Source organism: Paenibacillus aurantiacus, from assembly GCF_042431225.1.
GTDB classification, from domain to species: domain Bacteria; phylum Bacillota; class Bacilli; order Paenibacillales; family Paenibacillaceae; genus Paenibacillus_Z; species Paenibacillus_Z aurantiacus.
Map to the genome: position 1 here is coordinate 136,028 of NZ_JBHMDO010000048.1, position 21,638 is coordinate 157,665.

Consider the following 21,638-nt stretch of genomic DNA (forward strand, 5'->3'; position numbering starts at 1 on the left):
TCCGCTCTGCTTAAATGACGATGGCTGCGCCCGGCTTTCCCGCCTGGCACAGCTGTTCTACCGTCACTTCAAGCTATTTTAATTCAAAATATCCTGTTTCGTAAAGACAAGGAACGAAACGACGACGCTTATGGCCGCCCAAACCACGAGCACCGTTAGCGAAAACGGCAGCGACATCCCCGCGATCGGAGGCGGCGAACCGTTCATATATATCGTCAGATCGAGGTTCACCGAGAAGAAATATTTGGCGCTGTCCCACGACGACGCCATGTTGCCCAGAATCGTGCCCGTGATGACCGCCGCCATCATCGTCACGATGCTCGCGGCCGTGCCGCGCAGCAGCACCGACACCATGAGCGCGAGCAAAGCAACCGTCATCGAGGAGAACCAGATCAAGCCGCTCTGCATGATCATGTACTGCCATTGCGGGATGGCGTGTACGTTCGTGCTGTCAACTTGAGCCCCGGACACGTCGAAACCGGTGAACACGGGCGCATCCCAACCCGTATACCCAAAGAATGCCCCAGATATCAAGTAACAAAGCACAAAACTCGTCACGACAATCAGTGAGACGTAAAGCGTCATGGCCAAGATTTTGCTGAGCAGAATTTTCCACCTTCGGACCGGTCTCGTTAACAGCATCTTGATCGTTCCCGTCGTCCGCTCGCCGGACACGAGATCGGAAGCGATCGCCAACACCAGCAGCGGATAGAACAACGTAACGGATCCCGACATGAACCCTCTCGTGAACGTGATCGCGTCAGGCGTACTCGGATTGACGTCCCGGTCTAGATAATACTGAAGCTGCTGAACGGCGATTCGGCGGTACCGCTTCCATTCTTCCGGTACACTGTCGCTCGCCAGCGTGCTCTGATAATCGTTAATCTGGTTCATGACCTGGTTGCGCCAATCCTTGAAATTCTCGGCATTCGTCTGCGAAATCCGCATTTGGGCATAGGTAAATATCGGAATAAGAATAATTAAGACGAGAACGACGACGTAGAACCTTTTTTTCTTCCAAATCTTGAGCGTCTCGTTCTGCACAAGCGGCAGCAGCCTATCCAATGCTTTCTCCCTCCGTCATCCGCAAAAATAGCTCTTCGAGCGTGGGAGCGACATGCTGCACGGACCGGACGCCTATCCCCCCGCGCACCGCTTTGTCGACCAAATCAGCGATACGTTCGGCCGGCATGGAAGCAATGACGGGCTCCCTCATCGGGGCCAAAATCCCCTCGTCGATCTGATGCTCGTGATCTTCGACCAATCGAACGCCTTCTTCCATCAGCAGCCGTCTTCCCGCTTCGGCCCGTTCGAATTGCCAGACGACATAGCTGCCCGCTTGCTCGACGAGCTCGTCTACCGTTCCAACCGCCCTTACCCGTCCGTGGCTAATAATGGCGACGCGATCGCACATAAGCTGGATTTCGCTCAGAAGATGGCTCGAAATAAACAGGCTCATGCCTTGACCGGCCAACGACCGGATAAATTCGCGAAGCTCCTTAATCCCTTTCGGATCCAGGCCATTCGTCGGTTCGTCCAGAATGAGAAGTTTCGGTCTGCCGAGCAGCGCCTGCGCAATGCCAAGCCGCTGACGCATGCCAAGCGAATACGTCTTCACCTTATCGTGTATGCGCTGATCCAGACCGACGATACCGACGACTTCATCGATGCGGTCTTTCCCGATCCCTGCCTGCATGCGGGCGAAATGCTCGAGATTCTCCCAGCCGCTCATATATGCGTAAACTTCCGGATTTTCCACGATGCAGCCGACGTGCCGAAGCGCTTGCTCCGGATGTTGATGCACATTGTAGCCGCCGATTTCGATATCGCCAGCGGTCGGCTTGATCAGATCGACCAGCATGCGGATTGTCGTCGTTTTGCCAGAGCCGTTGGGCCCAAGAAACCCGAAGATTTCGCCTGCGCGCACGTCGAAGGAAACGTCGTGTATGATCATTTTGCCGCGAATGCTCTTCTTGATGCCTCTTACGGACAGAACCGTCTCCGGCTTGTTGCCGCCGCGGGCTGCCGGCTCGGTTGCGGCTTGATACGGCGGAGCGTCTGTAATGATGGTCATAGGCAGCCTCCTGTCATGAATGAATACGTTACGATGCCCGCCTGCTAGCGAAGCGATTGGACGATTCGCGTTGCAATCTGTTCGTAACCGAGATGATTCGGATGAAAATGATCGGACGAGAGGTAAAGGCTGCTCGCATTCTCGAATAAGTCGTACGTCGGTACGATCGTCATGTTATCGTAACGGTGCAAAATGTCATACACCTGTTGATTCCATTGTTGGATGTATGTGCTTCCGACCCGAAGATCCGCCACCTCATAGAAGGGATTGAATAGCCCTACATACACGACGTGCGCGTTCGGGTTCAGCGCGTGGATCTGCTCAATGACCGCTTCGAACCGTTTGATCCCAGCCGGCATGCCCGCTTTCAGCTTCTCAAGGTCGAACTGCCCCGTCGCTTCGCTTGCCTTCTCGCCGGTCACCGATTGGAACAGATCGTTGCCGCCGATCGTGAACAAGATGAGATTCGCTTGCTGAATCGTATACTGGTAGCCTTTGTTCGTGAGAAGCGATTCGGCCAATTCGTCGGCGCGCAGTCCGTTAACCGCCAGGTTGTTGTTCAGTCTGACCGGGATCCCCCATTTGTCCTTCAGCATGGCCACCACTTGTTTGACGTAACCCTGTCCCTCATCGTCGCCGAAACCCTTGGTCAGCGAATCGCCAACCGCCGTAATCCGGATCTCATTGCTCTCGGACAACGGTTTCTTGGCCGGCAGCTCGGCTTGCGGCGACTTTATTGCGGTCTGCGTCTGCTCCGGCGTCGGCCATACAAGATCCTTGACCGCGTAACCGAAGCCGGCGACAAGCAGCGTCGTCGACAAGATTGCCGCGATGCCTACAACCTTCCACAATTTATCGGAAGACGTTCGCTTATTCCCCATCTCTCTATCCCCCTTATGCCTGCCCCATGAAAAAAACGGTCAAAAAAACGAAAGATATGCCGAAAACAAGCAGTCTTGTCTTCTAAAATAATGCTTTCACAAAAAATTTGCAAATCGTTCCTGTTCAGGAAGGGCGGTTCATACCGCATGAACGGTCTAGGACTGAAAAAATCGCTTCCATGCGCGTTCGCATGACGATAAAGCGATGGCTAACATTGGCGTCGCGTCGAATAAAATAACATGAAAAAACAGAGCCCGCGCGGGACTCTGTCTCACACCTTGCTTATTCGTAAACGATACGGAGCGATTCTGCGGCCTGCTTGGCCGTCTCGCGCGCTTGTTCGGTCGTCGCCGCCGTGCTGAGGGCGACCGCCATCCGACGACCCGGCTTCGTGACCGGCTTACCGAAAACGCGCACCTGCGTGCTCGGCAGAGACAGCGCTTCTTCGAGGCCGGCGATGCGGAAGGTCTCCGAATCACGGTCCGCCTTGAGCGTATGCGATGCGCCTGGCGTCAGCAGCCTCACATTCGGAATCGGGTAACCGAGAATCGCCCTGGCGTGCAGCGCGAATTCCGACAGATCCTGCGTAGCCATCGTCACCATGCCCGTATCATGCGGTCTAGGCGACACTTCGCTGAACAAGACGCCGTCCTGGGTCAAGAACAGCTCGACGCCGTAAATACCATAGCCGCCCAGTTCATCCGTCACCGCTTTGGCGATCGTTTCGGCTTGTCCGACCTGCTCCTGCGTCATCTCATGCGGCTGCCATGACTCGATATAGTCGCCGTCCTTCTGCACATGCCCGATCGGCGCACAGAACGTGGTTCCCGATACCGAGCGAACAGTCAGCAGCGTAATTTCGGACTCGAAATAGACGAAGCCCTCCACGATCACCCGCTGCTTCTTCGCGCGGCCGCCGTCCATCGCATATTGCCAGCAAGCTTCGATGTCCGCCTCCGTCTTGCACACGCTTTGCCCTTTGCCTGAAGAGCTCATGATCGGCTTGATTACGCATGGCGTACCCAGTGCGGCTACCGCATCGCGCAGCTCGTCCAAGGAGTCTGCGAACCGGTATGGTGCGGTCGGCAGCCCAAGCGTCTCCGCCGCGAGGCGGCGAATACCTTCGCGGTCCATCGTCAGCAGCGCGGCGCGCGCGGTCGGCACGACGCGGAAGCCCTCCTTCTCCAGCTCAACGAGCGCGGACGTGGCGATCGCTTCGATCTCCGGCACGATCAAGTCCGGCTTCTCAGTCAGAATAAGATCCCGCAAGGCGGCGGCATCCAGCATGTCGATCACATAATGCCGATGAGCGACCTGCATGGCGGGCGCGTTGTCGTAACGGTCGACGGCGATCGTCTCGACGCCGAGACGCTGCGCTTCGATGACGACTTCCTTGCCGAGCTCGCCGGAGCCAAGCAGCATCATTTTGCGCGCGCGCGGGGAAAGCGGTGATCCGTACATAAAGAGAAGAACCTCCTGGAATGGCGTCCGAGCCGCATGCCTTGGTGGCGCCTGCGTCCCGGACGGCGTTTTCTTCCATTGTGGAGGTTCCCGCTGTAAAAATCAAGAATTATGCCGATAGAAAACGGTACTGCGCTTCAATTAATCCGTTGTACGTGCCGCCTTGTCTCATTAATTCGTCATGGGAGCCCTGCTCGACGATACGGCCATGATCGAGGACGACGATCCGGTCGGCGCCGCGAATCGTCGACAACCGATGCGCGACGATGAACGACGTCCGGCCAGCGAGCAGTTTCTTGAGCGCTTCTTGAATCTTCAGCTCGGTCTCGGTATCGATGCTTGCCGTCGCCTCGTCGAGAATGAGGATGCGCGGATTGGCCAGCAGCGCCCTCGCGAACGACAGCAGCTGACGCTGTCCCATCGACAGTACGTTGCCCCGCTCCTGGACCTCCGTGTCGTAGCCATCGGGAAGACTCATGATGAACGCATGGGCGTCCACCGCCTTCGCTGCTTCCACGACTTCCGCATCCGTCGCGTCAAGGCGGCCGAAGCGGATGTTGTCACGGATGGTGCCCGAGAAAATAAACGTGTCCTGCAGCACGACGCCAACCTGGGAGCGAAGGCTCTCAACCGTGACGCTGCGGATATCGGTACCATCGATTTTGACCGCGCCTTCCACCGGATCGTAGAAGCGCGAGAGCAGGTTCATAATCGTGCTTTTGCCCGAACCGGTATGACCGACAAGCGCGATCGTCTGTCCGGCTTTCACCTCAAGCGAAATGCCTTTCAGCGCGGGACGGCCTTGCTCATACTCGAAGACCAAATTCTCGAAGGAGACGTCGCCGCGAATCGTCGCCAGCTTGCGCGCGCCAGGTTGTTCGCCCACGGTCGGCTTCTCGTCAATATATTCGAATATCCGCTCGGAGGATGCCATCGCGATAAGGAGCTGCGCGTACATTTGGCCGAGCCGGTTGATCGGATCCCAGAAGTTGCCGATGTAGTTGGCGAAGCCGACCAGCACGCCGACGGTGATCGCACCCGACTGAATGAGATGGGAGCCGTACCAGAACAGGATGAGCGTGCCGACCGCAGACGTGACTTCGATGACCGGACCGAACGCCTGGTTAAGCGCAGATGCCTTGTTCCACGCCTTGATGTTGATGCTGTTGATATGGTTGAAGAACGCGAAGTTCGCCTTCTCCTGCGTATAGGCTTGCGTCACGCGCATCCCCTGGATCGACTCGTTCAAGTGGGAATTGATCCGGGACTGCTTCATCCGCACATCTTGCCAGGCGAACCGGATTCGCTTGCGCAGCGACGTGGAGACCATGAACATAAGGGGAACCGTGATCATGATGGCCAAGCCCAGCTTGAAGTTCCAGACGAGCAATATGACGACGATACCCGCCAGCTGCACGCAATCCATCAACAGGTTGACGACGCCGTTGGTGAACAAGTCTTGCAGCGAGTTGACGTCATTGGTTACGCGCACGAGCACGGAACCCGCCGGACGCTTGTCGAAGAAGCGGAACGAGAGCTTCTGAATGTGGCGGAACAAATCCTGACGGAGGTCGTAAATGACCCGCTGTCCGATAATGTTCGTGTACTTGATGCGAAGCGTATTCGCCCCCCACTGGACGATGTAGAGCGCGAGCATGATGCCTGCGTACATATACAGCTTCTGCAGGCTCGGTTCGCCGAACTCTGGGGAGATCGCCTCATCGATCGCCACGATGATGATGGCCGGAATAGCCAGCCTAGTGGCCGTGCCGAGCACCATCATGACGAGCACGAGCGGCAGCATCTGTTTGGCATAGGGCTTCATGTACCGGAATAACCGGGCAATCTGCGCCCAGTTAAACGGTTTCTCGATCGCATCGTCGTCTTTGTAAATAAATCGTTCCCGATTGTCCGACCTTGCGGACTGTTCGCGCGAGCTCAAGGCGCAACCTCCTTCCGGCTGTCCAAACCGGCGTTCCGGTTGGGTCTATCGGCATATTGAATATTGTACGTATCCTGATAAGGTCCCTGTTTGCGGATGAGCTCCTCGTGTTTGCCGCGCTGCACGATTTCCCCGCCGCTTAGGACGAGGATTTCGTCGGCATGGCGCAGGGAGGATATCCGATGGGCAATGATGAAGGTCGTTCTGCCTGCCATGACTTCCTTGAAGCCCGCTTGAATTTCGTGCTCGGTCTCCATGTCGACCGCGCTGGTCGCATCGTCCAGAATAAGGATTCGCGGATTCTTGATCAGCGCGCGGGCGATCGCAATCCGCTGCTTCTGGCCGCCGGATAAGCCCATGCCGCGTTCGCCGACAATCGTGTCATATCCCTCGGGCAGCTCCATGATGAAGTCGTGTGCTTTGGCCAGTTTCGACGCGTGAATGATCTCGTCCATCGTGACGTCTTTCACGCCATAGGCGATGTTGTCCCGTATCGAACAGGAGAACAGGAAGGTTTCCTGGAACACGGTCGCGATTTGCGAACGCAAGCTTTCGAGCTCGAGATGGCGAATGTCCATGCCGTCGATGGAAATCGTACCTTCCTGCGCGTTGTACGCCCGCATCAGCAGCTGGATGATCGTCGACTTGCCCGAACCCGTTCCCCCGAGCAAGCCGATGACCGAACCCGCAGGTGCATCGATGTTGATCTGGCGCACGGCAGGCGCCTTGTCCGCGTAGTGGAACGTGACGTTGTCGAAGCGAACGTGCCCCTTCAACTTGTTATCGCCAAGCACGACCGCCGCCTCCGTATCCTTGATGTGCACGTAGTGGTTAAACAGCTCAATGAGCCGTTCGCCGGAAGCTTTGGACTGCGTATAGTTGTTGATATGAAAACCTAGTCCCCACATCGGGCCGATAATGTACCAGATCATGCTGAAGAACGCGACCAGCTCGCCAAGCGTCAACGAGCCTTGAATGACCATTCGCCCCCCGAGCACGAGCAGAATGACAACGCACAAGCTGGCCAGCAGCTCCATAATCGGGAAGTATCGTCCCCATAAGTTCGAAGCGCCGATCTGATTTTGCTTGTACGCTTCGCTGCGGATCGAGAACTTGTCGATCTCGTGCGTCTCGCGGGCGAACGACTTGACGGTTCGCACGCCGGTTATGTTCTCTTGTACCGCCGTCGTCAGGTTGCTCATCGCCTGCCGCATTTCGCGGAATGCCGGATGAATCAGCTTCTCGAATCGAAGCGCGGTCAGCGCGAGCAGCGGGATCGTGATCATCGTCATGAGCGTCAGCTGCCAGCTGATGGACATCATCATCGCCGCGCCGAAGCCGACCATGAGGAACATATTCAGAATCTGGGCGAACCCGAAGCCGATGAAATTGCGGATCGCCTCGAGATCCGCGGTCAACCGGGACATCAAGTCCCCTGTGCGGGCCGTGTCGTAATATTGAAAAGACAACGTTTGCAGTTTCTCGTACGAAGCGTTCCTTAGCCGGAAAGCGACGCGGTTGCCGAGCCGCCCGCCGAAGAAACCGTGAAGAAACTGTAGACACCCTTTCAGGAAGACGACGCCGACGACGGTCAACGATAACGCTGGAACCCAATCGTATTTTTCCTGCTTAATGACATCGTCGATCAAAATCCGGAGCATGTTCGGGTAAACCAACCCGAGCGCGGTCGCGCACATCAAGCATACGATCGAAGCCAGCAAACTTCTGCGTTCCGCCCAATAATACGGTTTCAATCGCCTAAAAACGTCCAACTTCTCTCCCACTCCCCACTGCCATTATTATGAACATGAGTGAATCTTAACAGCATCATTCCGGCAGGGCAAACAACGAACAAACGCGAATAAATGGCAAAATCCGCTTACTTCCCCATCCTGCAAACGAGAGAGGGGGTATTCTTCGATATCGTCTTAAATCATATCCAACATGCCCGCATTGCTCCGTTTTTGCATATTCATCCCCGATTTTTGCACGATTCCAACACACCCAATTTTAACCTGAAGTGCCTCACTTCTTCCATGTAACAAAAAAGAGCTTTCGCGAGCGGCAACATTGCCTTCACGAAAGCTCTATTGGTATGAATCGATTAAGAAAGATTCGCCAGCGATTCGCCGAGCGCCTTCAAACGGCTGACGTCGGCATCGCCGCTAAGAGAATGCAGCTTGCCTTGCACAAAGACGTCAATGTCGCTGCGCGTCAGTCGTCCGCTGCCTGCCGTCGCCTGCTGCCACAGCTCGCGGTACCGGATCGCCCAAGCCTCCTCGACCACCTGGAACCATTGCGCAAGCGGAGCGGCCAGTTCCGCTTCGAGCGCTTTGCGCAGCTGTGCTTTGCCTTCGCCTTCGAAGAACTGGCGCGGCGACTTGAACCTGCTCCACAGCCACTTGCCCGTCACCGTATCCGCGCGCCATTCCTGCGGCTCATCCGGCGTTGGCGGCGCGAGCGGCTTGTATGCCGAAGGCGCGTAACCTTCCAACAGCTTGCCGATCTCCTCCGCCGTATCCAAATGACGCTTGGCGGCCAACCGATTCAATGCGTTGTCAAGCCGCAAGCTCGTCGCCTGCAGCTCCTGCGAGAGCTCGATCTGAAGCAGTCGCGCAAGCTCCAGCCAAGACGTCCAGATGGCTTTCTTCAAATCGCGTCCATCATCCTGCAGCGTGCTCGGATTGAATGCATAGTTAAAGTGGTCGCCGAAGCGCAAGCCCAGCCGCTGCTGGACGTAGAATAACAGCTCGCGCAGCTCTTGTTCCAACTGCGGATGAAGCCCGTTGTCCGCAAGGGCGTCCGCAAGCCCCAGAGACTTGGCGGCGCTGCTGTCGAGCCGCTGTCGCTCTGCTTCGCGCGAGGCCGCGTCGCCCTGCGCCGAACGGAGCCACTCTTCGATCGTTCGTCTCGCCCGTCGAATTTCTTCCTCCGCCGACTCGATCGCAAGCTTGCCCAGATCTCCCCTTGCGAAAGACAGGAACGATTGCTCAAACGCGGCTATGCCGGATTTGGCAAGCAGCCGATCGCTGCCCGTCTGCTTTGCTTCCAGCGCCAGCAAGCTGGATACCGGGAACATGCGCGGGAACCGGATGCCATGCTGCTGCAGATTGCGCTCGACATGTTCAAGCACGCCTTGCAGCTCTTCGTCGCTTGCAGCCAAATCCGCCGCATTGACGATGAAGAACATTTTGTCCAGCTCGAACTGGTCCTTGACGCGGCCGAGCTGCAGCAGAAATTGGCGGTCTGCCTGCGAGAACGCATGGTTATAGTATGTCACGAATAATATCGCGTCGGCGTTCTTGATATAGTTGAACGCCACGCCCGTATGACGGGCATTAACAGAATCCGCGCCCGGCGTATCTACGAGCACGATCCCTTGCGACGTCAATGGATTGGCATGATGGAGCACGATTTCGCTCACGAAGCAAGAACGGGATTCTTCCGCGACGTATTTGCGATACAGCTCGTTATCGACCGCCAGCTTCGTCCCGAGCAAGCCTTCGTGCTCCTGCCAGCCGCGCGCCGCCGCCTTGAGGAAGCTGTAGTGCGGCCGGCCTCCGGCGTGCACCGCGTCCGGAGACAGCTTGCCGATCGCTTGCAGAATCGCGTTCTCGTCTAGACCGTCCGCAGCTTCGCCAAGCAGCTTCAGCGAATATATCAAATCGCCAAGCATGGCCGCCCGTTCCTTCATGACGACCGTAGCCGTCCCGTGCGGACGCTCTTCGGTAGGCGGCACAATGCGGTTGACTGCCGCCGTCGTCGGATTCGGAGATACCGGCAGTACGGAATCGCCCAGCAAGCCGTTGGCGAGCGACGATTTGCCCGCACTGAACGCTCCGAATAGCGCAATGGTGAATTGGCTGCTGGACAGGCGCTCGGCTTTCTCCCGCATAGTCGCGACCGATGCGGCAAGCGCGGCGTGCGGAGCAAGCAGCTCAGCGGCCGCCAGCAGCCGCTGGGCTGCTTGACGCTGTGGACCGAGCGCATCTGCCCCATCGGCATAGGCCGGCATCGGAGCCCGGGAGGCTTGGACTTGGCCGGCGCCACCTACTTGGACCGCCGGCTCCTTCTTACTTTGAGCTGACTCTTCCAGCTCGGCCGCCTGCGGGTTCACCTTCGATTTCGCCGGTACTGGCAAGACGGGGCGTTCCGGCGCCTTGGGCAGCATCGACGCCAATACCGCTTGCTGCTCATTCTCCTGCCTCGTCAGTGCCGTTAATGCTTCAAGCGCCGACGCTTGGCCGGACAATTCACGCAAGCGCTCATGCAATGGAATCGCTTCAGCTTGGCCGGTCTCTGATGCCTTGGCTGCGAGGTCGTCGATCCATGGCAGAAGCAACCTGCGATACTCCGCCTTTACATCTGTCGCCAATTCACGGCTATAATTCATCGTATATTCGCCGCTGAACACGGCTCCCTGTTGAATGAGCCCGACAAGACGCTCCGCCTTCACCTCGACATGAATCGAATGCTCAAGCCGTTCCTCAAGCGTCGCGTCGCGCCATCCGAGCGCATCCGCCGATTTGCGCAGCAAGTCCTTTAAATGCCACTCGATGTTAGCCTCTACCTTGGCGGCAAAATCATCGCGAAACGCGGCAAGCCGCCGCTCCTGTTCGGCGGCGGTCTTAGCGCCAGCGAACAGCAGTCCCATCTTGAAGCCCGGCTTGCGGCTCTCGAGGAAGGACTGCGCCAAATCTCTGGTCGAAGCGGGCATGACAATTGCATTATCAAGCAAACTTTGCGCCTCGCCGAGCAGCTTCGAGCGGTACATATCCTGCCCCTCCCGAATATCGGCCAATCGGGCGTTCAATGTGTCGATCTCGGTTTTTACTTCCGCCGCTTCTTCTTCTCCGCCAGCCGCCTCCATGAGTGCTTCACGCTCGGCCATATGCTGCTCAGATACCCATTGGGCATGCGCGCGCAGCAGATGGGCAGCCGAATCGTGCACGCTGCACAAAGAAAGCTCGCGCCGCATCGGGGCGAGCTCGGCGAGCAGCTTCTCCAGCTTCTCCCATTCGGAGTGCGGATGATCCGGTTGGCGAAGCGACAAATAAATAATGCCGCTCGGCTCCAAATGCCAGTTGGCGAAGCCTTCTTCAACGCTCTGCCGGTACGCCGCGAACGACAGCTCGCGGTCGCGGTGCTTATCGATCTGATTCACGATTAAATAAAGCGGCTTTCCCCATTCCTTCAGCTGCTTCGCAAACGTGAAATTAATCTCGGACATGACATGGTTGTAGTCCATGACATAGAAGACGACGTCTGCCATGTGGAGCGCCGATTCCGTTGCCATGCGGTGGGCGTCGTCCGTCGAATCGATTCCCGGCGTATCGAGCAATACCGTATGTTCGCCAATACGCGGGATCGGATACGACAGCGCGATTGACCTTACCGCCTCGCCATCCTTGCAATAAGCATCCAGCAATTCCAGTGGCGCCTCTACCGTCTCCGTAATCCCGTCCTTCACGCGTTCGATGACCGCCTTCGGCTCGCCGCTCGTAATCGTGACGACGTTCGCGCTCGTCGGAATCGGACTGGACGGCAGCAAATTCGTGCCGCAAATCCGATTCACGAGCGTCGATTTGCCTGCCGAGAAGTGTCCGCAGAATGCGATGGCCAGCTTCCCATCCGTTAGCTTGCCATCCAAATCCCGCAGTTTGCCCGCGTGCTGGGCATCCCCCGCTTCGGCCATTCGCTGTGCTACCTGCTCAAGCGCGGCGCTCATGGAACCGACGTCCGGCTGAGCAACTTGATTGCTCATTCCTCTCTCTCCCTATCCATGCCTTCTGTTGCCCGTTAGGGCCTATTGTGTGGATTAAGCCGATTCTTCCGTCGTCGGAAGGCAAATCTCGAACACTTCGCCGTGCTGCAAAATCGTCACGTTGCGTTCTTTCTCCCGCATGACGACCACTTCGGGTTTCACTCGCATACGTTCAATATATTGCTCCGGCACTTCACCTGCGCCTGATACCGTCACGCCTTCGATCACTTTCTCTTCGTTCTCAGCTGGCGGCGCCTCCATAATTTCTTCATAGATATCGGAGAACAAACCAAAATCCTTCGTGTATACGGAAATGCATTTCATAGTGTACTCATCCTTTACTTGTTAATTTCTTCTTTTTAGTAACAGGTTTGCCTGTCGCGGCGCTCTTCAACCGTTGCTTGCCTTCTTTGCACACGTCCAGCAGCGGACAGACCGGACATGCCGGATTTTGCGCCTTGCAGTGGTACCGTCCAAAAAAAATAAGGCGATGGTGGGTCTCCGTCCAGAGGTCTCGCGGAACCAGCTTCATCAGCTTCTTCTCGACTTCCAGTACGGAATCGTCGGGCTTGGCAATGCCTAACCGTTTGGAAACGCGCTCCACGTGGGTATCCACCGCGATCGCAGGCACCCCGAATGCATTGGATACGACCACGTTGGCTGTCTTTCGCCCTACGCCCGGAAGTTTCGTCAACTCCTCATGCTCATGTGGGACTTCACCGCCATAATCGTCAATGAGCAGTCGGGATAGCTTCTGAATGTTGGCCGCCTTGTTACGGAATAGACCGATCCGGCGAATATCCCCTTCCAACTCTTCCAAAGGAACCGCCAAATAATCTTCCGGCGTGCGGTACTTCTGAAACAGCGTCGCCGTTACTTTGTTCACCGTCTCGTCGGTACATTGCGCCGAGAGCAATACGGCTATCGTAAGTTCAAACGGGTTGCTGTGATGAAGCTCGCAATGGGCATCCGGAAACATCTCGCCCACTACACGCAAAATATGATTCATTTTCTCCTTTGCGTTCAAGCAGCTCTCTCTCCCCACAATTGGGCTATCGTTTCAAAGTGTAGCGAATAATGTCACAATGCGCAACTGAAAAGAACGCTTACATCGTGATATTTCATAAAAAAAGCTGTTCCGCCACGAAGACGAAACAGCTTTTGGGTCACGATTATGAAACCTTGACAATTTCAAGAACTTTTCCTTGGTAGACATAGATTACAAGCTTGTTATCCGCGGCAAGCGATGACAGCGCGATGACGGCATCGCCCTGCGTCACCTTGGTCGCGGACGTGACCGCAAACGTGTAGTTGTTATCCGACAGCGAAGACAGTCTTGCGTATAACGTTCCCGTAGCCGAGTCGTAACGGTCAAATGTCTTGTTCAGTCCTGTAAGCGCGGTAATCAGAAGCGCGCCGTTCGCGTCCTTGCGGACTTCCACGCGGTCGCCGGCGGCCAGTACCGAAGCGCTGGCTGACGTGGTGCCGTTCTTCACGACGCTATAGCTGCTCGCAAGCGACTCCGTGTTGACCGCGCCGCTGTAGTCGGTGTAGGTAATCTTGTCGGCGGCAACGCTGGTCACTTTGCCTACTTTGACCGATACGAGCTGGGCAGACGCAGGAGTCGTGCCTACATAGGACAAGTTGACGATTTTGCCTGCGGCGAATGCGCTCAGATTCGCGTTCTCACCGGATTCACCCAGCAGCTTCATGGCCGTGGTCGAGACTTCGCTCGTCGTACCGTCATTGGCCTTGATCGTCAGCTTCTTCGCGGAATCCGATGCCGATACGACTTCTCCTTGGACCTGCTTATGCAGGCGAATCGAGAGGAACTGATTCTGCTCCGTGTTCAATACCCCTGTCACTGTATCGCCAACTTTAATGTCAGCGAGCGTGGCGTTCGTCTTGCCCAGGACTTCAACGGTATCGTAGGTGATCGGAAGCGTAAGCGACGAGTTGTTCCCAAGATCGAGTTTGACCTGCTTCGTCGTCGCGTTCACGGACAACACTTTGCCTGAGTATTGCGTGACGAACTGCACGAATACGGCCTTGTCGTTCACGTAGCCGACCGACACTTTGCGATTCTTGACCAGCATCGTCTTGGCCGCCGCAAGCGGAATCGTACTATCGTTAGACGTTACGCGGGTCGTATCGGTCAAATAAACGGACACGAGCGCATTCGTCACGGAATCGCGAACTTGAAGAGCATTGTAATCGGCATCGAAGCTCAGAATCGTCGCGCCGTTGACCACTTTAACGGACCGATTAATCGCCTTGATCGAGGTGACCTTCTGTTGGCCGTTCAACGTCAGTTGGATCTGGTCATCCTTCTGAAGGTCCGCAAGCGTCGCGCCGGTAAGCCCGTCGATTAGAACCTCTACATTATCGGCGACGTATTTCGCCTCCAGCACACCGTTACGCGTATAGTTGATCGTCATACTGGCTGCGTCAGCGCGAACGAAGCTTCCCGTAACACTTAGCGCGGACGTCTGCTGGACCGTAATCTTCGTCGCTTTGCTGTTCTTGACTTCCACCGTGACTGTGTCGCCGTTCTTAATACCGGCCAGCCCTTCAGCCACCAACGATCCTTGCCAGACAATAACGGCGTCGGATGCAACGCTGAATGTTGAAGAAGCATCCGTAGCCGGATCAACGACGGTAATGGTCGAGGTCGAAGCCGACACGCCGCTGACGACACCCTCTACGGTCTTGTTGACCGGAGCCGACTCCACTTCAATCGCTAACGTCTGCTGGGTGGCTCGGAATTTGTCCCGGGTCACGACGACTTTGCTGTCCTTGGCCAAGCTTGCGATCGAGACGACGCTACCGCTGCCATCTTTCACGGTCGTCTTGGCATCGTACGTGATTTTGACCGGTTCATCATTCACCCAGATCCAGACCGTATTGGAGCTTGGAAGCACACGGTCGACAACGCCGGAAACTTTCTCCACTTGCTGCTCATCGTTCATCTGTTCCAAATAAAGGACGTTATTATTGCTGTCCGCAATGACCAAATAATTGGTGTACAACGTTAATTTGTCCAGCGAAGACAATTGCTCGGAATCGTATCTGTAAATAAGCGTGTTCGACGTGATTTGGTATGTTTTCTCATTGCCACCGTCGTACAAAGCAATACCGTCTTTCGACAGCTTCGTGGCAATGCCGCCTGCTTGACCGGCATACTTGACGGTATACTTGGCCTCTGCGCGGCTGAAGATCGTGGCAATCGACGCTCGGGTGATAAAGCCCTTCGGATCGAACTTCTCCGCCGTAACCCCTTTGATGAGCTGCAGCTCAACGCCGGCGTTGACGTACCCCACATAGTTGGAGCCGATCTTAGCGCTATCCTGGAAGCTGGAAGCGGACGAAGCCAGACTTTCGGCGTTCTTTTGTTCATTGATTGCCTTGACGATCAATTTGGTGACCCATTCACGAGAAGCTTTCGCGGATCCCCATGCCGTGTCCGGGTTGTCCTGTGCCAGCTTGAACTCTTCGTCGCGATCAAGCAGACCTAGTTCGAACGCTTTCGTCACGTAAGGCTTAAAATATGTACTGACTTCGAACCCCGCTGCAAACACGACCGCACTGTCCGGATTCACTTCGGATTCTTTCCCAATGAAACGGATGGCCATGACGACCGCTTCTTGATGCGTGATGTTGTCGTTTGGTTTGAACTGGCCGTTAATGCCTTTAACGATGCCTTGCGAAGCGAGCTTGGCAATATGCTTCGCCGCCCAATGCGCAGCGGAAACATCGGAGAATCCTGCAGTGGCGGTTGCTTGGACATTGGCGGCAGTTGTGGATGTGGTGGAAGCCGCAGCCTCCACCTTCGTCACCCCGCCTGTCCATGTGCCTGTCGTCAGTAGCGAGAACGCGGCAGCCGCCGTGATAGTCCGCGTCGTCCATTTGGTCTGTCTCTTCATGCCTGCATGCTCCTCATCATGGTTTTACGATCGGATGATCCAATGTTTCATGTCCCATTAAACTATCTGCCTGCTCGCCGTCGATCAAAATATCAATGGAGGCCACGTCATCGAATTGAAAAAACGTTTTAGTCAAGGATTCGATCGCCAGCGACTCGCCTGGCGCGCCGAATCTCGCTTCGTCAGGGAGATGAATATCGAGTGTTACGGCTTGTCCATCCACGGATACCCGAAGCAGCTCCGCATATTTCCAAAGCGACACCTCGCCGTTATCTCCATCCTGCTGCAGCGCTTTGAACGCGGCTTCGAACTTCGACTTACTATCGCTCGCCTTATACACAAGCTCGCGAGTTCGCTCGGATAGTCCCGTCTGCTCCTCGTCCGTGTAATAGACGTTAACGGCAGCTTTCGCTTCTTCCACTGTCACTTGCGGCGCTTCTTGATCGGATTTGGCCGTCTCCTGCTGCTCTTCGGACTGTTCCTGCGCAGGTTGGGCTTGTTGTTCGTTGGTCGCTTGTTCGTTGCCAGCGGCTGTGACCGCATCAGGCTCGGAACTAACATCGCCCTTGGCTCCGCATGCCGTCAGCAGCAGCGAAGCGGCAAGAATGGTGCAAAGCAGATAGCTGGCGCCCATTTGACGTTTCATGCAAGCCCTCCTAGTTTAATTTCAAATATTCCTTAATTCCTAAGACGATTTCAGCAGCTAGTTGGTTTTGCTTCGCGTCGTTGTATAGAACCGACGAGTCGTTCTTGTTGGACAGATACCCGCACTCCAGCAGAACAGCTGGCATCGTCGTATATTTGATTACGCGGAAATTGGCCGTTCTGACTTTCCGGTCATTCAGACCGGTCCCCTTTACGAGATGCTTGTGCATCACGTCCGCGAAAGCCTTGCTGTTCGCCCGCGTATAATAGGTCTCTGCACCTGATGCGCTCGCGGATGCGGCGCGGTTCGCATGGATGGAAATAAACAAATCCGCTTTGGCGTCATTGGCGATCTTCACCCGGCCGTCGAGTTCGACGAACGTGTCAGTAGAACGCGTCATAATGCCTTTAATTCGCGTTTCTTTATTGAGCAGTGCCATGACCTTCTGCGCAACGGCGAAGTTGAATTCCTTCTCGTGCCTGCCGTTCACGCTTGGGGCGCCTGGGTCTTTGCCGCCGTGTCCAGCATCGATTACGACTTTATATACACCGCTGCCCGTATTCGGGGTCGTGATTGGCGGCGCGATGTCGCCAGGAATTGGATCCAATACGCGGATGACGACGGCTCCTGGTTCTCTTACTACCTCATAATTGGTCGCGGATGTAACATCCAACACGACTCTCACGGTAGCGGGCTTGTCCGAGAACAAGGAAAAGCGAATCTTCTGCAAGGAAACGTGCGTATCCACTGTAACCTCGCCTGTCTGTGACGCTGCATTCGTAAACGGTGTTGTGAAACCCGCATCGAACGCGGTATTCGGCAAGTCGAACACAATTCGCTCCGGACTATGCAGCAGCGTCGTCTTCAACTCTCCCATCGTTCCGTCGTAGGGCAAGTAAATGCTGTTCAAGCCGTCAAAATCGATTGCCTTCAGAAGCGCGTTCACTTGCATGCCGGCTTCAGCTCCGACATTGCTGCCATTAGACGCCGTATCACCTGGGTTCGCAGAACCGTTATCCGTCTGCCCGGATTCATTCGAACTCTCGCTACCTCCCGTCGAGCTTCCCGCGTCGACGCCGTTGCCGGCTCCCGCGTTCGGATCGCTGGTTTGGTACAAATGGACGGATTGCGCTGCTTGATCCCAATCTACGCCGAGCCCCAAATTCTGACTTACGAACCGGAGCGGCACGAAAGTCGTGTTCGACTCCGCGAACGGCGCGGAGTCCAGCTTGATTTCTTGATCATTCACGACGGCCGTGCTGCTGCCCAGCGTGAGAACGATCTTTGACGTACCATTCCCAACCTGAACAGTCGGACTCGTCCAATCGACCTGAAAACCGATTCCTTCTGATACAACCCTGAGCGGCACCATCGTTAGTTGGTTGACGACCTTCGGCGCGACGGACGACTGCAGCTCAATGCCGTTCAGGAACAGTTTGGGTAAAACCGCCGCTGCGGCACCGCTTGCGCCCACGCCCGAAAATACCGAAAAGATTAGCGACAACAGCATGACAGCGGATACTAACTTCTTCATCTTTCACCTCGATGACTGAATTTTGTGCTCCGTAAGCAGCGAGAAACAGATGAAGCGAACGCCTCGCATCCGCTTCATGGGCATGAATGCATACTTGCGAAGGCAACGAATTACGACGTGCATCACTCCGACATTCCGACACTTGTAGACGAATACATAGACGCATTTTGTCATAAAAAGTTGCGTGCGAACAGTTAAATTTGTCCTAGTATGTCTCCCTTTTTGCCCCTTGGCCTGTTCGTCATACAATAAAAAGCCCCTGCTAAAAGCAGAGGCGATTGGGAAAGTGAAATATTCTAGAATGCCACGCGGCTAGCTTCGTACGCGGCGATCTTGTCTTGGTGCTGAAGCGTAAGCCCGATATCGTCCAGACCTTGCAGCAGGAATTGGCGACGGTGCTCATCCAGGTCGAATTGGATCTCCAGCCCGTAGTTGTCGCTCAGCTTCTTGTTCTCGAGGTCGACGTTCAGCTCATAGCCTTCGTTGTTCTGCGTGCGCTGGAACAGTTCCTCGACTTGCTCCTCACTCAGACGAATCGGCAGGATGCCGTTCTTGAAGCAGTTATTGTAGAAAATATCGGCATAGGATGGCGCGATGACGACGCGGAATCCATAGTCCAGAATCGCCCACGGCGCATGCTCACGGGAGGAGCCGCAACCGAAGTTAGCGCGGGACAGCAGCACGGACGACCCTTGGTAACGAGGCTGGTTCAGGCTGAATTCCGGAATAACGTTGCCTTGTTCGTCCCAACGCCATTCGAAGAACAAGAATTGGCCGAATCCGCTGCGCTCGATGCGCTTCAGGAATTGTTTTGGAATGATTGCATCTGTATCGACGTTAACACGGTCTACGGGAGCAACGATACCCGTCAGTTGAGTGAATGCTTGCATAGTTTGGTAACTCCTCTCGATTCCGCCTGGGGCTTAGTTGAATACTTCGGCTTTGATGTTCCAATCGCGTACGTCCGTGAATTTGCCTGTAACGGCAGCCGCAGCCGCCATAGCCGGCGATACAAGGTGCGTACGTCCGCCGCGGCCTTGACGGCCTTCGAAGTTACGGTTGGACGTCGAAGCGCAGCGTTGTCCCGGTTGCAGCACGTCTGGATTCATCGCCAAGCACATCGAGCAGCCCGCGTCGCGCCATTCGAATCCGGCCTCCGTGAAGATTTTGTCCAAGCCTTCCTTCTCGGCTTGAATCTTGACGCGTCCGGAGCCCGGAACGACGATCGCGGTAACTTTATCGCTAACCTTGTAGCCTCTAGCGATTTCGGCCGCGGCACGGAGATCTTCGATCCGTCCGTTCGTGCATGAACCGATGAAGACATAATCGACTTCAATCTCGCTCATTGGCGTACCTGGCGTTAAGCCCATGTATTCAAGCGCCTTCTCGGCTGCTTTGCGTTCATTCTCGGTCGGCAGATCGGATGGATTCGGAACCGAAGCGGTAATATCCGTACCCATGCCAGGGGATGTGCCCCATGTTACTTGCGGAATCAACGAATCAACGTCGAAATCAACAACCGTGTCGTAGGACGCACCTTCATCTGTCGTAAGCTGGCTCCAAACCGCGACCGCTTGGTCGAACTTCTCACCTTGCGGCGCATACTCGCGGCCGCGGAGGTATTCATACGTCGTCTCGTCCGGCGCGATCAAGCCTGCGCGAGCGCCGCCTTCGATCGACATGTTACAAACGGTCATGCGCTCTTCCATAGAGAGCGAGCGAATCGCTTCGCCGGTATATTCGATAACATAGCCGGTCGCAAAGTCAGTTCCGTATTTGGCAATGACGCCGAGAATCAGGTCCTTCGCGGTTACGCCTGGTTTGCGTTGACCCGTGAAGCGGACTTCCATCGTCTTAGGCTTCGCTTGCTGCAAACATTGCGTTGCGAGAACGTGCTCGACCTCGCTTGTGCCAATACCGAACGCCAGAGCGCCGAATGCGCCGTGCGTGGACGTATGGCTGTCGCCGCAGACGATCGTTTTGCCGGGATGCGTAAGTCCTAGCTCAGGACCCATGACGTGAACGACGCCTTGATCAATGCTGTCGAGGTCGTACAGCGTCACGCCGAAGTCTTTGCAGTTCTGAGTCAGCGTATCGATCTGCTGCTTGGAGATGGGGTCGGTAATGTTGAAACGGTCCTTCGTTGGAACGTTGTGGTCCATCGTCGCGAATGTCAGTTCAGGACGGCGCACTTGGCGGCCGGTCATCCGAAGACCTTCGAATGCTTGCGGCGACGTTACTTCGTGCACCAGGTGCAGGTCAATATAAAGGATACTCGGTTTGCCAGCTTCGGAATGAATGACGTGGTTGTCCCAAATCTTCTCAAATAATGTTCTCTTCGTCATGGATAATCACCTCATAAGTTCGTTGAATCGCTCTGTTCATCTAATGAAGTCATCATAGCATTTCCTTCTTCATTGATCTAAGATATAATATCTATAACTGTAATAGCTTCAAACTATGAGTCATTCCACATTCGATTTTCGCAAGGGGTGCCCGCCTACAATGGAATTTCGCCAGCTCCAGTACGTGATCCAAATCGCCAAAGAAAAAAACTTCTCCCGCGCCGCGGAGAAGCTTCATATCGCGCAGCCCTCTCTCAGCCAGCAATTGTCCAAGCTGGAGAAAGAGATCGGCGTGCTGCTGTTCCGGCGCACGACCAACTCCGTCGAGCTGACTCATGCCGGGACCGTATTCGTTGACAAGGCGCAGACGATATTGGACAGCATCGAGCAGCTGAAGCAAGAGCTCGACGATCTGTCCCATATGCGTAAAGGCAAGCTTGTCGTCGGGTGTCTGCCGATGACCGGGTCGCACGTGCTGCCGCTCGTTCTTCCCGTCTTCGCCAAGAAGTACCCAGACATCGAAATCGTGCTCGTCGAAGACACTTCATCGCGGCTCGAGCAGTTAACGGCAAGCGGTCAAACCGACCTCAGCCTGCTTTCGCTGCCAGTAGACCCCACGCTCTCCTACGAAACCGTCATTGAGGAGGAAATTATTCTGGCTGTGCCGCCCGGTCACCGTTTCGCCGGCCGATCGTATCCGGTGCGGCTCCGCGAACTGGCGGAGGAGCCTTTCGTCGTCCTGAAGCAAGGGCAAGGTTTCCGCCAAATCACGCTTGACCTCTGTCAACAGGGCGGGTTCGAACCCCGTATCGTGTTCGAAAGCACGAACATCGAGACCGTCCAATCGCTCGTCGCCACCGGGATGGGGATCGCGTTCGTCCCGAAAATGATGACAAGGGCCAAATGGAGCGACTATACGCCGGTCTATCTCACACTAGGCGACCCTGCTCCGTCACGGACGCTCGTGATGGCCAGCCGCAAGGGGCGGTATCTATCCAAGGCGTCCGAAGCGTTCATCCATACGATGCAGACGACGCTGGAAGAACACTTCGGCGGTTAATTCCACT

At 55.7% G+C, this 21,638-nt stretch carries 15 protein-coding genes; 1 reads left to right on the plus strand and 14 read right to left on the minus strand.

Going from position 1 to position 21,638, the window contains the following annotated elements:
* Positions 1–78: 78 nt before the first annotated feature.
* The 14 genes from ACFFSY_RS31670 to leuC all read right to left on the minus strand — a co-directional run bounded on the left by ACFFSY_RS31670 (position 79) and on the right by leuC (position 20,571).
* Positions 79–1,065, minus strand: a complete 987-nt coding sequence (locus tag ACFFSY_RS31670; protein WP_377501823.1) for an ABC transporter permease — start codon at positions 1,063–1,065, stop codon at positions 79–81.
* The gene (locus tag ACFFSY_RS31675; RefSeq protein WP_377501825.1) at positions 1,058–2,074 is read right to left on the minus strand and encodes an ABC transporter ATP-binding protein; all 1,017 of its coding nucleotides are present in this window, start codon (positions 2,072–2,074) and stop codon (positions 1,058–1,060) included. Before ACFFSY_RS31675 ends, ACFFSY_RS31670 begins: the two co-directional genes overlap by 8 nt.
* A gap of 44 nt (positions 2,075–2,118) precedes the next feature.
* Positions 2,119–2,955: a GDSL-type esterase/lipase family protein gene (locus tag ACFFSY_RS31680; RefSeq protein WP_377501827.1), complete on the minus strand. Its 837-nt coding sequence runs from the start codon at positions 2,953–2,955 to the stop codon at positions 2,119–2,121.
* Positions 2,956–3,238: 283 nt separating this feature from the next.
* Positions 3,239–4,417: a formate-dependent phosphoribosylglycinamide formyltransferase gene (purT, locus tag ACFFSY_RS31685; RefSeq protein WP_377501829.1), complete on the minus strand. Its 1,179-nt coding sequence runs from the start codon at positions 4,415–4,417 to the stop codon at positions 3,239–3,241.
* Positions 4,418–4,526: 109 nt separating this feature from the next.
* A complete protein-coding gene (locus tag ACFFSY_RS31690; RefSeq protein WP_377501831.1) occupies positions 4,527–6,359 on the minus strand; it encodes an ABC transporter ATP-binding protein in 1,833 nt (610 codons plus the stop codon).
* On the minus strand, positions 6,356–8,131 hold the full coding sequence (locus ACFFSY_RS31695; protein WP_377501833.1) for an ABC transporter ATP-binding protein: 1,776 nt from the start codon (positions 8,129–8,131) through the stop codon (positions 6,356–6,358). Before ACFFSY_RS31695 ends, ACFFSY_RS31690 begins: the two co-directional genes overlap by 4 nt.
* A 332-nt stretch (positions 8,132–8,463) precedes the next feature.
* Positions 8,464–12,123, minus strand: a complete 3,660-nt coding sequence (locus ACFFSY_RS31700; RefSeq protein ID WP_377501835.1) for a dynamin family protein — start codon at positions 12,121–12,123, stop codon at positions 8,464–8,466.
* A 54-nt stretch (positions 12,124–12,177) separates the two neighbouring features.
* Positions 12,178–12,447, minus strand: coding sequence for an NAD/NADP transhydrogenase alpha subunit (locus tag ACFFSY_RS31705; protein WP_377501837.1), 270 nt, complete (start codon positions 12,445–12,447; stop codon positions 12,178–12,180).
* 7 nt (positions 12,448–12,454) lie between these two features.
* A complete protein-coding gene (nth, locus tag ACFFSY_RS31710) occupies positions 12,455–13,132 on the minus strand; it encodes an endonuclease III (protein WP_377502143.1) in 678 nt (225 codons plus the stop codon).
* A gap of 163 nt (positions 13,133–13,295) precedes the next feature.
* The gene (locus ACFFSY_RS31715) at positions 13,296–16,046 is read right to left on the minus strand and encodes an S-layer homology domain-containing protein (RefSeq protein ID WP_377501839.1); all 2,751 of its coding nucleotides are present in this window, start codon (positions 16,044–16,046) and stop codon (positions 13,296–13,298) included.
* A 16-nt stretch (positions 16,047–16,062) separates the two neighbouring features.
* Positions 16,063–16,692, minus strand: a complete 630-nt coding sequence (locus ACFFSY_RS31720; protein WP_377501841.1) for a GerMN domain-containing protein — start codon at positions 16,690–16,692, stop codon at positions 16,063–16,065.
* Between the two features lie 10 nt (positions 16,693–16,702).
* Positions 16,703–18,226: an N-acetylmuramoyl-L-alanine amidase gene (locus ACFFSY_RS31725; RefSeq protein WP_377501843.1), complete on the minus strand. Its 1,524-nt coding sequence runs from the start codon at positions 18,224–18,226 to the stop codon at positions 16,703–16,705.
* Positions 18,227–18,522: 296 nt separating this feature from the next.
* Positions 18,523–19,116, minus strand: a complete 594-nt coding sequence (leuD, locus tag ACFFSY_RS31730) for a 3-isopropylmalate dehydratase small subunit (RefSeq protein ID WP_377501845.1) — start codon at positions 19,114–19,116, stop codon at positions 18,523–18,525.
* Positions 19,117–19,149: 33 nt separating this feature from the next.
* Positions 19,150–20,571, minus strand: a complete 1,422-nt coding sequence (gene leuC, locus ACFFSY_RS31735) for a 3-isopropylmalate dehydratase large subunit (protein WP_377501847.1) — start codon at positions 20,569–20,571, stop codon at positions 19,150–19,152.
* A 160-nt stretch (positions 20,572–20,731) separates the two neighbouring features.
* Between leuC and ACFFSY_RS31740 the strand changes: the two genes are divergently transcribed.
* Positions 20,732–21,631 carry a LysR family transcriptional regulator gene (locus ACFFSY_RS31740; RefSeq protein WP_377501849.1) on the plus strand — a complete coding sequence of 300 codons (900 nt, stop codon included), beginning with the start codon at positions 20,732–20,734 and terminating at the stop codon, positions 21,629–21,631.
* Positions 21,632–21,638 lie beyond the last annotated feature (7 nt).

Excerpts from the sequence above, each read along its gene's own strand:
- ACFFSY_RS31675 (WP_377501825.1), bottom strand. The coding sequence starts at position 2,074 with ATGACCATCATTACAGACGCTCCGCCGTATCAAGCCGCAACCGAGCCG.
- ACFFSY_RS31680 (WP_377501827.1), bottom strand. The coding sequence starts at position 2,955 with ATGGGGAATAAGCGAACGTCTTCCGATAAATTGTGGAAGGTTGTAGGC.
- purT (WP_377501829.1), bottom strand. The coding sequence starts at position 4,417 with ATGTACGGATCACCGCTTTCCCCGCGCGCGCGCAAAATGATGCTGCTT.
- ACFFSY_RS31700 (WP_377501835.1), bottom strand. The coding sequence starts at position 12,123 with ATGAGCAATCAAGTTGCTCAGCCGGACGTCGGTTCCATGAGCGCCGCG.
- ACFFSY_RS31705 (WP_377501837.1), bottom strand. The coding sequence starts at position 12,447 with ATGAAATGCATTTCCGTATACACGAAGGATTTTGGTTTGTTCTCCGAT.
- nth (WP_377502143.1), bottom strand. The coding sequence starts at position 13,132 with ATGAATCATATTTTGCGTGTAGTGGGCGAGATGTTTCCGGATGCCCAT.
- ACFFSY_RS31715 (WP_377501839.1), bottom strand. The coding sequence starts at position 16,046 with ATGAAGAGACAGACCAAATGGACGACGCGGACTATCACGGCGGCTGCC.
- ACFFSY_RS31720 (WP_377501841.1), bottom strand. The coding sequence starts at position 16,692 with ATGAAACGTCAAATGGGCGCCAGCTATCTGCTTTGCACCATTCTTGCC.
- ACFFSY_RS31725 (WP_377501843.1), bottom strand. The coding sequence starts at position 18,226 with ATGAAGAAGTTAGTATCCGCTGTCATGCTGTTGTCGCTAATCTTTTCG.
- leuD (WP_377501845.1), bottom strand. The coding sequence starts at position 19,116 with ATGCAAGCATTCACTCAACTGACGGGTATCGTTGCTCCCGTAGACCGT.
- leuC (WP_377501847.1), bottom strand. The coding sequence starts at position 20,571 with ATGACGAAGAGAACATTATTTGAGAAGATTTGGGACAACCACGTCATT.
- ACFFSY_RS31740 (WP_377501849.1), top strand. The coding sequence starts at position 20,732 with ATGGAATTTCGCCAGCTCCAGTACGTGATCCAAATCGCCAAAGAAAAA.